This is a genomic window from Paraburkholderia sp. (genome assembly GCF_036488505.1).
Taxonomy (GTDB): Bacteria; Pseudomonadota; Gammaproteobacteria; order Burkholderiales; family Burkholderiaceae; genus Paraburkholderia.
This window is the reverse complement of record NZ_DASXHN010000139.1, coordinates 1-13,151: the sequence shown is the minus strand read 5'-3', so window position 1 is coordinate 13,151 and position 13,151 is coordinate 1. Positions and strand designations below refer to the sequence as shown.

13 protein-coding genes are annotated in these 13,151 nt (G+C 62.7%); 7 read left to right on the top strand and 6 right to left on the bottom strand.

Annotation, left to right across the window (positions count from 1 at the left end):
* Positions 1 to 900 (bottom strand): IS1182 family transposase (locus VGH68_RS08050; RefSeq protein WP_331603043.1); only part of this gene is annotated, 900 nt, incomplete at its 3' end.
* A gap of 327 nt (positions 901 to 1,227) precedes the next feature.
* Here VGH68_RS08050 and VGH68_RS08045 point away from each other — a divergent pair.
* Entirely contained in the window at positions 1,228 to 2,265 is a 1,038-nt protein-coding gene (locus tag VGH68_RS08045) for a hypothetical protein (protein ID WP_331603042.1), read from the top strand.
* 297 nt (positions 2,266 to 2,562) lie between these two features.
* Here the strand turns inward: VGH68_RS08045 and VGH68_RS08040 are convergent, their stop codons facing one another.
* Positions 2,563 to 3,192 carry a tyrosine-type recombinase/integrase gene (locus VGH68_RS08040; protein WP_331603041.1) on the bottom strand — a complete coding sequence of 210 codons (630 nt, stop codon included), beginning with the start codon at positions 3,190 to 3,192 and terminating at the stop codon, positions 2,563 to 2,565.
* A 335-nt stretch (positions 3,193 to 3,527) separates the two neighbouring features.
* On the opposite strand from VGH68_RS08040, the gene VGH68_RS08035 reads away from it, so the two are divergent.
* On the top strand, positions 3,528 to 3,875 hold the full coding sequence (locus tag VGH68_RS08035; protein WP_331603039.1) for a hypothetical protein: 348 nt from the start codon (positions 3,528 to 3,530) through the stop codon (positions 3,873 to 3,875).
* Positions 3,876 to 3,952: 77 nt separating this feature from the next.
* Here VGH68_RS08035 and VGH68_RS08030 read toward each other — a convergent pair whose 3' ends face one another.
* The 4 genes from VGH68_RS08030 to VGH68_RS08015 all read right to left on the bottom strand — a co-directional run bounded on the left by VGH68_RS08030 (position 3,953) and on the right by VGH68_RS08015 (position 8,076).
* Positions 3,953 to 5,482 carry a CHAD domain-containing protein gene (locus VGH68_RS08030; protein WP_331603038.1) on the bottom strand — a complete coding sequence of 510 codons (1,530 nt, stop codon included), beginning with the start codon at positions 5,480 to 5,482 and terminating at the stop codon, positions 3,953 to 3,955.
* 948 nt (positions 5,483 to 6,430) lie between these two features.
* On the bottom strand, positions 6,431 to 7,138 hold the full coding sequence (locus VGH68_RS08025; RefSeq protein WP_331603037.1) for a glutathione S-transferase N-terminal domain-containing protein: 708 nt from the start codon (positions 7,136 to 7,138) through the stop codon (positions 6,431 to 6,433).
* 258 nt (positions 7,139 to 7,396) lie between these two features.
* Positions 7,397 to 7,618, bottom strand: coding sequence for a hypothetical protein (locus tag VGH68_RS08020; RefSeq protein ID WP_331603036.1), 222 nt, complete (start codon positions 7,616 to 7,618; stop codon positions 7,397 to 7,399).
* A gap of 254 nt (positions 7,619 to 7,872) precedes the next feature.
* Positions 7,873 to 8,076 (bottom strand): CsbD family protein, encoded by a 204-nt coding sequence (locus VGH68_RS08015; RefSeq protein WP_331603035.1) that lies wholly within the window; start codon positions 8,074 to 8,076, stop codon positions 7,873 to 7,875.
* Positions 8,077 to 8,289: 213 nt separating this feature from the next.
* Between VGH68_RS08015 and VGH68_RS08010 the strand changes: the two genes are divergently transcribed.
* The 5 genes from VGH68_RS08010 (at position 8,290) to VGH68_RS07990 (ending at position 13,130) form a co-directional block, all read left to right on the top strand.
* Complete coding sequence (locus VGH68_RS08010) at positions 8,290 to 8,616, top strand: hypothetical protein (protein WP_331603034.1); 327 nt, start codon at positions 8,290 to 8,292, stop codon at positions 8,614 to 8,616.
* A 345-nt stretch (positions 8,617 to 8,961) separates the two neighbouring features.
* Entirely contained in the window at positions 8,962 to 10,263 is a 1,302-nt protein-coding gene (gene dcm / locus VGH68_RS08005) for a DNA (cytosine-5-)-methyltransferase (RefSeq protein WP_331603032.1), read from the top strand.
* Positions 10,264 to 10,320: 57 nt separating this feature from the next.
* Positions 10,321 to 10,767: a very short patch repair endonuclease gene (locus VGH68_RS08000; RefSeq protein ID WP_331603031.1), complete on the top strand. Its 447-nt coding sequence runs from the start codon at positions 10,321 to 10,323 to the stop codon at positions 10,765 to 10,767.
* Between the two features lie 286 nt (positions 10,768 to 11,053).
* Positions 11,054 to 11,557, top strand: a complete 504-nt coding sequence (locus VGH68_RS07995) for a YbhB/YbcL family Raf kinase inhibitor-like protein (protein WP_331603030.1) — start codon at positions 11,054 to 11,056, stop codon at positions 11,555 to 11,557.
* 148 nt (positions 11,558 to 11,705) lie between these two features.
* Positions 11,706 to 13,130 carry an MFS transporter gene (locus VGH68_RS07990; RefSeq protein ID WP_331603029.1) on the top strand — a complete coding sequence of 475 codons (1,425 nt, stop codon included), beginning with the start codon at positions 11,706 to 11,708 and terminating at the stop codon, positions 13,128 to 13,130.
* Positions 13,131 to 13,151: the final 21 nt, after the last annotated feature.

Below are 13,151 nucleotides of genomic sequence, written 5' to 3'. Positions count from 1 at the left end.
ACCATGATCGGCCACCACCTTCAGCCTCGCTTTGCCCATCGCGTTCTTCGCAGACGTTGCCATCCTGCTGAGTTGCCCGTGATCGTTTCCGACGTTAGTCACCTCATGTGCGACGATCAGATGATGCTTGGTGTCCACGGCGGTTTGAACGTTGTAGCCCACTATGCCAGAGCCTCTTCCGCTTGTTGCCATGGACCGCGCGTCGGGATCTGTCATGGACAGCTGTTTGTCCGGTTGCTTCTTCAACTGCTTCCTGACCTGGTCGAGCTCGCGCATCTGCTGGCGCAAGCTGGCAATCTTCTCGTACAGGCGCACGGTCTTAACATCGGAACCTGTCGGACTGGTCCGGTCTGCACTTTCAATCAGGTCGAGATATCGCTGAACGCTTTCCTCAATCTGCTGCTGGCGCTTGTCGATTTTGCCCGTCGTGTAGTTTCTGTCGCGGCTGTTCGCAGCCTTGAACTTGCTGCCGTCAATGGCCACCATGTCACTCGACAGCAGCTTCAGTCCGCGACACAGTTCGACGAAACGACGGCATACGTTACGAATGGCTGGCCCGTTGTCGCGGCGGAAGTCCGCGATCGTCTTGAAGTCTGGCGCGAGACGTCCTGTCAGCCACATCAACTCGACATTGCGTTGGCATTCGCGCTCAAGCCGCCGGCTGGAGGGAATGCGGTTTAGATACCCGTAGATATAGATCTTGAGCATCACGCCTGGATGATAGGACGGGCGGCCCGTGAGCGCCGGCGTGGTACCGTTGAAACCAAGTTCGGTGAGGTCCAACTCGTCGACGAAGGCATCAATGACCCTGACCGGATTGTCCTGTCCGATGTAGTCATCAACGCATTCCGGAAGTAGTGCGACTTGCTTGCGGTCATCGCCTTCAACGAATCGCTTCATGAGTCACCCGGTCTCAGTGCGTTGATTCAGTTTAGGCGATGAGTGCGTTTTCACACAGTCTCGACCCGATTGAGACATTCGGACATCGTGACAGGTTGTCCGCTTCGGGATCGGTCTGAGCCAATAGATTGCAACTGCTCCGTGTTCGATATACTGTCGTTGCAGCCGCAGGAGTATGGAAACCATATTAGGCGTCGCCAGAAGAGGTGCCCTGCCATGCATCGTCAGCGGAGGACCGTTAGGGCAGCCCTCGCCAGGCGGTGTCGAAGCGTTCGTCTTGCCGCCGCCGCTCTGAGCGTCTGCTTTCTACTTGCAACCAGTAGCGCCGTGCGCGCCGATGATGAGCCGATTCCGGCCCAGGAGCCAGCGAAGTCTCCAGAGCCGGCAAAAGCGCCTTCGCCTTGGCTGATGTTGCCAACGTTCTCGAACAACCCGAAGCTCGGCACTTCGTTCGGAGCGCTTGGCGCCTACGTTCGAAAATTCGACGCTCAGTCGCAGGTGTCGATGTTCGGCATCAGCGCGCAATACACCTCGACCAATTCCGCGGTCGCAGCAATCTTCGCCCGAACATCGTTCGCTAACGACCAGCACCGGGTTTCGGTGCTGGCCCTTGGTGGAGTGATCAAGAACGACTACGACAATTATCTCGGGACCGGTACTCCGTTGAAGTCCGACGACCATTTGCGGGCGCTGGTAGGCCGTTACCTGTACCGCTTGAAAAGCGACTGGTTTGTCGGCGCACAGGCGATTTTCACTAACTACCAGATCGTGGGGCAGACGGCTCTGGACGATGACATACTCAACGTCCTGGGGTTGACCGGCTTCAAGGCGGGCGGGGTCGGCCTGGTTATCAACCACGATTCACGGGATATCGTGGACGCACCAAAGACCGGGTGGTACCTCAACGTCAACAACATTGCTTATCGTCAAAGTATCGAGGGGAGCAATAATTTCAACGTGTACCGGGCTGACTACAGGCAATACTGGAGCCACGGAGACGGAAATGTTTTTGCAGTGCGGCAGAGCAACCAGTGGACAGTGGACGCACCTCCGGGCGCCTACGCGCCCGTGCTATTGCGCGGATATACGACGGGCGAGTACCTTGGCAAGTACATGTCCTCTTTCGAAGTCGAGGAGCGCCATCGCCTAGCCGCGCGCTGGACCGCCACGCTCTTTGCCGGCGTCGCATGCCTGTATGGCGCGGGCCGTAACGGCTGCGCAGATTCCGCCAACCGGTTTCCGAGCGCCGGACTCGGCGTGCAGTATATCTTGAAGCCGGCTCAGGGCATAGTTGCCAATATGGAGTTCGCGTTCGGCAAGGAGGGCAACAAGGCGTTGCTCTTTAAGATGGGATATGGATGGTGAGCGGATTTCGGTCGCCCCGGCTTCACCATTCGAACGCGAATTACATCATCGCTCCACAGCAGATAACACTCGCAGATTTCAAGTGGCAGCGAGATGACCGGACGTGGACTCGGAACAGTCATTCGCGTGAACCCCGCGAGCGTCTTATCGTGGCCGCCTTGAGGCAATACCACTGTCAATGTGCTTGCCGGAAACCGGCCATTGAGCGACGGCGGACGAGACCTTGGATATTCAAATTGGATGGCGACCTCGACCGACCGCTTGTGGCCCGGCAAGCGCCCGCTCACCGGCCAACAGCTATTGCACTTCGGTTTGTTCGGCCATCTCAAGCGCGTCGTCTACCTCGATACCGAGGTATCGCACTGTGCTCTCAAGCTTCGTATGGCCCAAGAGCAGCTGAACCGCCCGTAGGTTCTTCGTGCGTCGATAGATCAACGACGCCTTCGTGCGGCGCATCGTGTGCGTACCGTAGGCGGCGTCGTCGAGCCCGATTGACGCGACCCAACGATGCACGATGCGGGCATACTGGCGCGTCGAGACGTGCGCTGACGTGTGCAGGCGACTCGGAAACAGATAGTCGGATGGCTTCAGGCCCCGAGCTGAGATCCAGGCCGCGACACTCTGCCGAGTCAGCTCCGTAATCTCGAACTGGACAGGTCGTTGTGTCTTCTGCTGCATGAACGTGGCTCGCGAGACTACATACACTCCCGTGCAGACGTCCTGAACCTGCAAGCGCGTCAAATCGCACGCTCGAAGCTTACTGTCGATCGCGAGATTGAACATCGCCAACTCGCGAGCGTTGGTCGACATCTGCAGCCTCGTTCGAATTGCCCAGATTTCCCGGAGCTTCAGCGGTGGCTTCTGGCCGGTCAGCCTACCCTTGTTCCACGGCACCCGACGAGCGCCGGAAGAATTAAGCGTGTCCATGACAATCTCCTCTTCAACGAAGGGAGATCGATTTTGCGCTTGCGGAGTGGTCAATCTTCGACCCCTAACGGACTTTGGGCCTGCTCAATACCGAACGACCGAAGTTAGGCCGTTATCGCCCTTAAGGGAAACTCTCACCTACTTGCTGGGTAACCGCCGGGGCGCGCGTGACTGGTGATCTTCAGTTTCATGGATTCGTCGAAGGACGACGCAGACACAGACCGAGGCAGTGATCGCTCGAATTCATAAGGTGGTAGTCTTAGCTATCCGATTCGCAACTTTACGCGTTCTCGTCGCTGCTGCTCACCGAGAGCAAATCACCTTGGAGTATGTTGATGGGGAAGAAATCGTTTTCTGTCGATCCCAGCGGCTGGAATGAGACAACTGAACAGGCGTTGGCGGCGTTGACAATACAGATCAAGGAGTTCGTCCAGAACAGCTCGCTCGATAGCCGGTTTGCTGCGAAACTCGTAAGGCGGTTGAAGAAGGAAGCTGATGCCATATTGGAAGGCGGCAATGCAACGAAGACTGGGCAGAAGGAGCTAAAGAACGCCTTTGAGGCAGTCGACGCAGTGCTGCGTGACCACGACGCAGCGCTGCTAGTCACGGCAAACGCGGCGCTGCGCGAGACGGACAGCGCGACCAGTAGCAAGAAGTCGCAGCGACGAGCAAAGGAAGGTTGAGCAAGCCTCTGCCTGTCGAGAGCGTCCAGCTTCCCCAAGCCGGGAAGCGGAGTTTTTCCTCGGGACCACAGGCTTGCTCAGTGCGGTGGAGAAAGGCGTCTGAAAGTTTTCCACCGCTTCTTCAATGTCTGGTGATCGGCGGCGACGCGTGAAGCGAGATAACCTCGCGCGAAAGCCGCACCCGGGGCCGCTTCAGGCGATGTTCGCGGCAGCAGCTTCAGAAGCTGGTCGGCGACAACGGCATCGTTACGCCAGCCCAGATCATCCTGGAGCGCGGTCAACACATCAACATAATGCCGGACGGCGCGCCTCGCGAACAGCGATGCGAAGAACTCGGTCGCATATCGGAGTTTCTTCGCCGCAATGCGGGCGCGATGGCGGCGGTGATCGTCGATATCGGCGAGCCGCTTGCCACGTTTGATCAGTTTCCGGTGCCGGCGGCGCACGACTTCCGCGGCGAACTTCCCGGCGGCCTTGCCAATCCCATGGCGCTGCTTGTCGGACATCCCGTCTTGCCATCCCTTTCGGTTCAACCAGAGCGCCAGTTGGAGAACCAGCCGGGTATAGCGAACCGACTCGACTGCGGCTGCCGCCCGCTGCCGGTGGTTGACGGCGATGTGCTCGCACGCCTGCCGGGCAGGTAGGATTTCGTCCGCGTCCCCGGTTGCCGCCGCATGTTCAAGCGTCGATCCCGCGAGCACTTCCCAATCACGCGCGGTGCCGAGCTCCGAGGCAATCCAGCGCAGTTCGTCGTCGAGACCGGGATAAGCCGGAATCACCTTTGCAAACAGGTCGAGCGCCGAGCGCAGCCGACGGAGTCCCACGCGCGTCTGATGCACGCTCGACGGATCGTGGCCAGAAACGACGCCACGTTCGTTCGCGTGGACCTGATCCAGACAGTTGCGCGCGATACTGCAAAACGCGTCCTCGACCGAATCGCGCCTGGTCAGATGCACCGGTTGTGCCTTGACCGCGTCGCTGTGCTCCGCTACGAGCAGTTCGTAGCCGAGATCGGCCTTGCTGAGGTGGTCGACGCGTAACGGCACGGTTTCCAGCAACTCGAGCGCGACGCCGTACAGGCTCTCCGCCTGGCCGTGTCTCAGCTCCAGCTCCAGAGCCGCGATCGGCACCGAGCCCGTGTCCGCGTCGATGGTCCCCTCGTCGAGCGCAACTTCGAGTTCGTCTCCAGACGGCAAGCGCAGCGGAATCGAGGACCGATTAATCCGCGTGACAAATACCGGCTTCAAACGGGCGGCAGCAGCCTCGTCACGGATCAACCTACCGCAGTCGGTATCAGTGGGTATCTGATCCTGCAGCAGCTTCAGATCGGGCGTGTCGCTATCGACCGGCATCTCGAACTCGTCCCTGTCGAACAGGCCGGCCTGCACCGATCCTTCCAGTTTCAATGTCTGGACGCGCTCGTTGCCGACGGCACGCACGCGCAGCGAAGCCTTGCACCAGTGGAACGCAAGCTCGGGCGTATCGAAATACGTGCTTGTCAATAGCCGGGGGGCATGGGTCGCGCTTTTCGACTGCGCAAGCACGGGCGCCCGACGCAATTTGTCGAAATCTTCAATCGCGACTCGCAGCTTTAGCTCTCGTTCCATACCGCCTCCGATTTCCGTACCTGACTATCAGGCTACACCGAAACCGCGGGCCTGCACGTCGGGGGGGGCGGCTCGCTGGCGAGTGCGATGCGTGACTCCCGATGCCAGACGTCCCGCATCGTTTTCAGCGAGAACAGAACGCTGCGCACATCTGACTGCGGTCCGGGGTAAAACCGCCGTTCGAATGTCTGTGCGGATGGTGGGACCAAAGGCAGAAACTGGCCGCAAGCAGCAGCTGACCGCCCTGCTCGGATTGAGCGACGACGAGACGTCGCTGTTGTCGGATGCCCGCGGCCGGTGAGCGCCAAATCGTCTACGAAGCAGCTCTGCGATCGTCAAGCCGCGGCGAGCGGCACGCCGCGCCGACATCGATCTCGATGCCGGCACCTGGGTGATTCCTGCCGAGCACTCGGAGAATGCGAAGGAGCACGCGATCTAGCTGAGTGAGTTCGCCAAGCACCAACTCGCGGCCTTGCTTGGACTGAGCAACGACCACACGTGGCTCTTTCCGGCGATCCGCGCATTTCCCGGCACCAGCGCGCGTATGCCGGCTCGCGAAACTGAAGCGCGGTGCAAAGCTGTGAAGACAATGCGCTCAGCGACGGTGCCGGGTCATTAGCGTGAGCCGCGACAAGCGGCGACTGCGCATAGCGCGCCGCCCATTGGCGCTTGGTGACGGTGCGCCACCGATGTTCATTGATCGTAGACACGACGGAGCCGATCACCGGCATCCGCTTCGACTTTTTGAAAATGCTCTTGAGGGCCAACGCCGCGATCACCATCGCCGTGCCTGGGTTTGCTCAAAAGACGAAACCGAGATGCAGCCGGTGCATCCCAGGTCTCGCGCCATCTGTCCCATCGCCGTTCGTGCGAGACGCGTCAGGCAAACTGCACAGCCGGGCGCATCCAATCCACTCGGCACCCGGCCGCCGTCAACCCGCCACGCGCTCAGCTCGGCCGTTTCGGAATATCCAGCCCCCGCACGACCGCCGGACGCTCGACGAACGCAGCGAGCACACGGGTCACATTCGGGAAGTTCTGAATCCCGACCAGATCGCCCGCTTCGTAAAAGCCAACCAGATTGCGCACCCACGGAAAAATCGCGATGTCGGCAATCGAATAGCGGTTGCCCATCATCCATTCGCGTCCCGCGAGGCGCTGTTCCAGCACGCCGAGCAGCCGTTTCGACTCGGCGATGTAGCGATCGCGCGGACGCTTGTCCTCGTATTCCTTGCCGGCGAATTTGTGGAAGAAGCCGACCTGGCCAAACATCGGACCGATGCCGCCCATCTGGAACATCACCCACTGGATCGTTTCGTAGCGGCCGGCCGCATCCTGCGGAATCAACTGGCCGCTCTTGTCCGCCAGATAGATCAGGATCGCGCCCGATTCGAACAGGGGCAGCGGTTTGCCGTCCGGTCCATTCGGGTCGACGATCGCCGGGATCTTGTTGTTCGGGTTCAGCGACATGAACTCGGGCGACAACTGGTCGTCGGTATCGAAGCGCACCAGGTGCGGTTCGTAGGGCAAGCCGGTTTCCTCGAGCATGATCGAGACTTTCACGCCGTTCGGCGTCGGCAGCGAGTAGAGCTGGATCCGGTCGGGATGCGCGGCTGGCCATTTCCTGGTGATCGGGAAAGCGGATAAATCGGTCATGGTTTCGGGTCGCCTGATGCGACGGAAAGGACGGGGCCGCCCAATATAAACCGACTCGGCACAACGCGTGCGACGCCCCGCGCAGCAGGCGCGCACGGCCGCCGCGGGCCAGAAGGGCACGCGGCCCGATCAGCGGCCGCGCGCCGGTCATCGATGCAGCCGCTGCGATCGCCCATCAACGGCTACACAGGCGCCGCTTTTCACCGGGCCCCTAGCGCGACTCACCGCCCGCGCCGCTTGATGTTCCCGCGCTCAGGCTCACCACAAATCCTTGGTCGCCGTGCCTGCGCGTACGTCGAACCCCTGACGCCACAGCGCTGCGCCGACGGCGACGAGTAGCGTCCTCTCCGAGCCGTCGAGCAACTCCCACGCTGCGGCGAGCCAGGTCGCGAAATTCGCGCAGGTGGCTTCGAGATCGGCGGGAGCCTTGCCTTCCAGGTACTGCCGTTCGAACATCGAAAGCATTTTTTCGGGTGTCATTGGCGCTACCTCGTGCGGAGACTACACCCAGTCTAAAGGCCGCGCTGCGCGCGCGGAATGCCTTCGATAGCGATCACGGGGTTACTCCCAGGGCGCCGCCGCGGCAACGGCTGGCGCTCCCCGAACTCTGGTACACGATGCGGCGTTCGGCGCAGTACGAGCGGATGAAAGCGCCGATGGGCACCCCGAAAACGGACGAGGCGTCGCGCAATCGGCGACGCCTCGTCCGTTCCGGCAAGCTACTCAAAACTAGCTCACGGATTGTTGCGCGTTGCGTTTTCTTTAGCTTCGTCCTTGGCGTCTTCCTTCGCATCGCCGTAGGATTTCTGCACCTTGCCCGCGCCTTGCTGGAGATCGCCCTTCAGTTCCTTCGCGGGGTCATCCGTGGCTTTGCCGACTGCCTCGTTGACTTTGCCCTTGACCTGCTCGCCTACGCCCTTCACCTGGTCCTTATTCATATTCGGCTCCCGAATTGTCATGGGACAGAAGTTGCCGGCGCCGCATTGCGCCGGTACAAGGGTCCAGCAACGGCTATGCCCGGGGTTTTGCCGGGCCTCCGGCCGCGAACGGCCGATGCCGTCGATGGGCATTCGCCCGCGATCGCGAAAAGAATTTCAAAAAAGCCCTAAAGTCCTGCCGCGCGCCGCCGTTAGACCGCTGAGGGAGGGGCTATGGACCAAAAGCTCGCTACGCTTTCAGGATCTTCGCAGGCCACGTTGATCGATCGCGACATCGCGCACATCGGACGCGCGATGTACGTGTCGTTGCGCGGCGATTTCGGCGGCCCCATTCTGCCGGCCGCCTACTGGCGCAAGCGTCTCGGTGCGCTGCTCGCAAGCGGTCATCTCAGTGCCGCGCAAGCCGGCAAAGTCGATAGCCTGCTGTTGCAACTGGATCACTTCGAAGCGATGCCGCATCCCGAATGGGAACGCTATGCGCCGGCCGCGTCCGCGCTGGTGCGACCAGCGAAGGCCGATGGTCCGGTGCGCGCCGCCTGACTGCCGTCGCGCCCCGCAGGCGCGATGAGCCCGCCCACGCGGGCCCGCGTGCGCCACGCGCTGGCGAGCGGCCTGTGTCGCGCCGGTCTGTCGCACCCTCACCGCCGCGCCATGAGCCGCGTCCCGCAAAAAAAACGGCCGCGCAACGAATCGCGGCCACAAACACACATCGCAACGCAGGGATGTGCGTCACGCGATAAGCCTACACGGCAATGTGTGACAAGCATGTTTCGCCGCCCGCTAATGGAAAAATGTGAGAAGTTTTCTATGGCTGGCGGCGAAAAAGAAGTAAATGGGACGGTCTTGGGTCATAATGCCCGCAAAAATTCCCAGCAAGGACGCCACGTGACCGTCGCCGCCCCGCTCGACCTGCTCCAGCAGGCGCGCGCCCGCTTTACCCAACGTGAAATCGCCGCGCATGTCGGCAAGGACATCAAGACGGTACGTCGCTGGGAAAAAGGCCAAACGCCTTGTCCCGCGATGCTGGAGCCGGCGTTGCGCGAGCTGCTGCAACGCGCGCGCGCGGCGAATCCGGCGCATGGCGCCGCGCGCTTTCGCTTCATCGATCTGTTCGCGGGTATCGGCGGCATTCGCATGGGCTTCGAGGCGCACGGCGGCGAGTGCGTGTTGACCAGCGAGTGGAACGAGTTTTCGACGCGCACGTATCGCGAAAACTACGGCGAGCGGTATCCGGCCGACGGCACGGCTGACGGCACGCATTCGCTGATTGGCGACATCGTCACCTTCCCCGCCGAACACGTGCCGAGCCACGACGTGCTGCTAGGCGGCTTTCCGTGCCAGCCGTTCTCGATCGCGGGCGTCAGCAAGAAAAACGCGCTCGGCCGGCCGCACGGCTTCGAATGCACGACCCAGGGCACCCTGTTTTTCGACGTCGCGCGAATCATCGCGGCGAAGCGCCCCGCCGCGTTTCTGCTCGAGAACGTCAAGAACCTGCTGTCGCACGACAAGGGCCGCACCTTCGACGTGATCCTGCACACGCTGCGCGACGAACTCGGCTACGAGGTGCATCACCGCGTGATCGATGGCCAGCATTTCACGCCGCAGCATCGCGAACGGATCATCATCGTCGGCTTTCGCGGCCGGACTTCGTTCTCGTGGGACGATCTGCGCCTGCCCGAGCACGGCCCCCGGCTCGGCTCGATCCTGCATCGCACGGACGGCACGGAGCCGGTGCTGCCGTGGGATGACGACCGCTTCTTCGACCACGCCGCGCGCCGTGTACAGCCGAAGTACACGCTCACACCAAAGTTATGGGCCTATCTGCAGGACTACGCGGCCAAGCATCGCGCGGCGGGCAACGGCTTCGGTTTCGGCATGGCCTATCCGCACAGCGTCACGCGCACGCTGTCGGCGCGCTATCACAAGGACGGCTCCGAGATCCTCGTCTATCAGGGCGACGCGCTGCGCCCGCGGCGCCTGACACCGCGCGAATGTGCGCGCCTGATGGGCTTTCCCGACACCTTCCGGATTCCGGTCAGCGATACGCAGGCCTACCGGCAATTCGGCAACAGCGTTGTGATGCCGGTGATGCGCGAAGTGGCGCGCATCATGCTGCCGCATGTGCAACTCCTGCTCGCCAACCCGCCTCGCCATGGTTCGAAACATGCTCTGCCGCTCCCTGCGTAACTGGTCTCGCGCGTTGCGCGGCAAGCGCGCCGCGCGCGCGTCAGCGCAATTCTGACGATGGTCGATATCGTCGATAGCGAGACGCGCAGCCGGATGATGTCCGGCATTCGCGGGCGCAACACCAGGCCGGAGATCCTGATCCGCAGCTTGCTGCACCGGCAGGGCTTTCGCTTCCGGCTCGACGCGCGCGATCTGCCCGGCCGCCCTGACATCGTGTTGCCGCGCTACCGCGCGGTCGTGCTCGTGCACGGCTGCTTCTGGCACGGACACGACTGTCATTTGTTCAAATGGCCGCAAACACGCGCGGAGTTCTGGCGCGACAAGATCGGCCGCAATCGCAGCAACGATGACAAGGTGCGCGCCGCGCTGCTGGCGGGCGGCTGGCGCGTCGCGGTCGTGTGGGAATGCGCTTTGCGTGGCGCAAACCGCGATATCGCGGGTGTCATCGAGCGGCTCGTTCAATGGCTCCAAAGCGACGCGTGTCAGTTCGAAGAACGCGCGTGACAAGCGGCTAAAGATGACGCGCAAGGCAGGCTCGCGAGCGGCCGGCAAGCACTCGCGGCGGACCTCGTGGATGCGAGTCCCCGGGGACGTGGTGATACACTCGAAAAGCTTGTGCGGAGCGCTTTGGGCGCGCGCTACACCGTGCTTTTCATGCGCTTTGCTTAGAATTTCGGCAGCACTTTCGGGGCCGCGTTCGCACTCATGTCGGCGCGCTGCCCGATGCGCTCGCCTATCGCGATATCGCGCGCTCCAACGATCCAAGAACCAATCACCAAGGGAGGACATCATGGCTGACTTCCGTCTCTGGTCCGACGACTTTCCCAACAACGGCTTCATGCCGAAAGCGCACGAATATAGCGACAAGGCGTTCGGCGTCGATGGCGAAAACATCTCGCCGTCGTTGCAATGGGAAGCGCCGCCCGCGGACACGCAAAGCTTCGCGCTTACCGTTCACGATCCCGACGCGCCCACCGGCAGCGGCTTCTGGCACTGGGTCGTCGTCAACATTCCGGCCGACGCCCGCTCGCTGCCGCGCAACGCCGGCAAGGCCGACGGTTCGCTGCTGCCGCAAGGCGCGATACAGTTGCACAACGACTACGGGACAGTCGGCTTCGGCGGTGCCGCGCCGCCGCGCGGCGACCGCACGCATCGCTATATCTTCCGGCTGCATGCGCTGAAGGTGCCGCATCTGCCGGTCACCGCGGAGACCACCAACGCGGTCGCGCGCTTCATGACCCACCTGAACGAACTCGACTCGACGACGCACACGGGACTTTACGAACTCAAATAACGCCGCAGACCCGGGGCCGGCGTCATCAACCGAAACGCCGGCGCCGGCGCGGGCCGCCCTGCCTGCCGTGAGCGATCACGGCGTCGCGAGCGGTCAGCGTCTGGCCCCGCTCTCGCGCGCAACCGTCCTACTACACGTCAAACAACCGATGCACGCACAATCCTCGCGCCAGGACGGCTCCACGCCCGCCGCCGCAGCCTCGCTCGAACCCGCCGCCGAACAGGGTCTGCCCGTCCCGCAACGCTATTGGGCGATGATCGTCATCGCGCTCGGACTCACGCTTTCGGTGCTCGACAGCGCGATCGCCAACGTCGCGCTGCCGACGATCGCACGCAATCTGCAAGCGAGCGCGGCCGGCTCGATCTGGGTGGTGAACGCCTATCAGCTCGCGATCACCGTGACGCTGCTGCCGCTCGCGTCGCTCGGCGACCGCATCGGCTACCGGCGCGTCTATCTGTCGGGGCTGGTCCTGTTTACGGTCGCGTCGCTCGGCTGCGCGCTGTCCGCGTCGCTGCCGGAGCTTGCGCTCGCCCGGGTGTTCCAGGGCTTCGGCGCGGCCGGCGTGATGAGCGTGAACACCGCACTGGTGCGCATGATCTACCCGCCCGCGCATCTGGGGCGCGGGATCGCGCTCAACGCGATGGTGGTCGCGGTATCGTCGGCGGTCGGGCCGACCATCGCGGCGGGCGTGCTGGCGATCGCATCATGGCAGTGGCTGTTCGCGATCAACGTGCCGATCGGTCTGGCGGCATTGATCGCCGGCGTCAAGGCGCTGCCATTGAACGCCGGCCATGAATCGCCTTACGACTACCTGAGCGCGGTGATGAACGCGTTCGTGTTCGGCCTGCTGATTTTCGCGGTCGATGGGCTCGGTCACGGTGAGAACTTCGGCTACGTGACGCTGGAAGCGGTCGCGGCGCTGGTGATCGGCTATTTCTTCGTGCGCCGGCAGCTCACGCAGCCCGCGCCCCTGCTGCCAATCGATTTGCTGCGCATACCGGTGTTCGCGTTGTCGATCGGCACCTCGGTCTGCTCGTTCTGCGCGCAGATGCTCGCGTTCGTGTCGTTGCCGTTCCTGCTGCAGGACACGCTCGGCATGTCGCAGGTCCAAACCGGTCTGCTGATGACGCCATGGCCCGCGGTCATCATCATCGCGGCGCCGATCGCAGGCGTGCTGTCGGACAGGGTATCGTCGGGATGGCTCGGCGGAGTCGGGCTCGCCGCGATGACGGCGGGCCTGCTGCTGCTTGCCACGCTCGGCCCCCACCCCGACGCGCTGCAGATCTCATGGCGCATGGCGCTGTGCGGCGCGGGCTTCGGCATTTTCCAGTCGCCGAACAATCGCACGATACTGTCGTCCGCGCCGCGCGAGCGCAGTGGCGGCGCGAGCGGCATGCTCGGCACCGCGCGCCTGACGGGGCAGACGCTCGGCGCGGCGCTGGTGGCGCTGATCTTTGGCGTCGCGCCGAAAAACGGGCCGATCGTCGCGCTGTATGTGGCCTCGGGGTTCGCGGCGGTCGCGGCGGTCGTCAGCACGATGCGCGTGATGCAGAAGGCGCCGACGCTGGCTTGACGCGTTGATCGACCGAGTTGC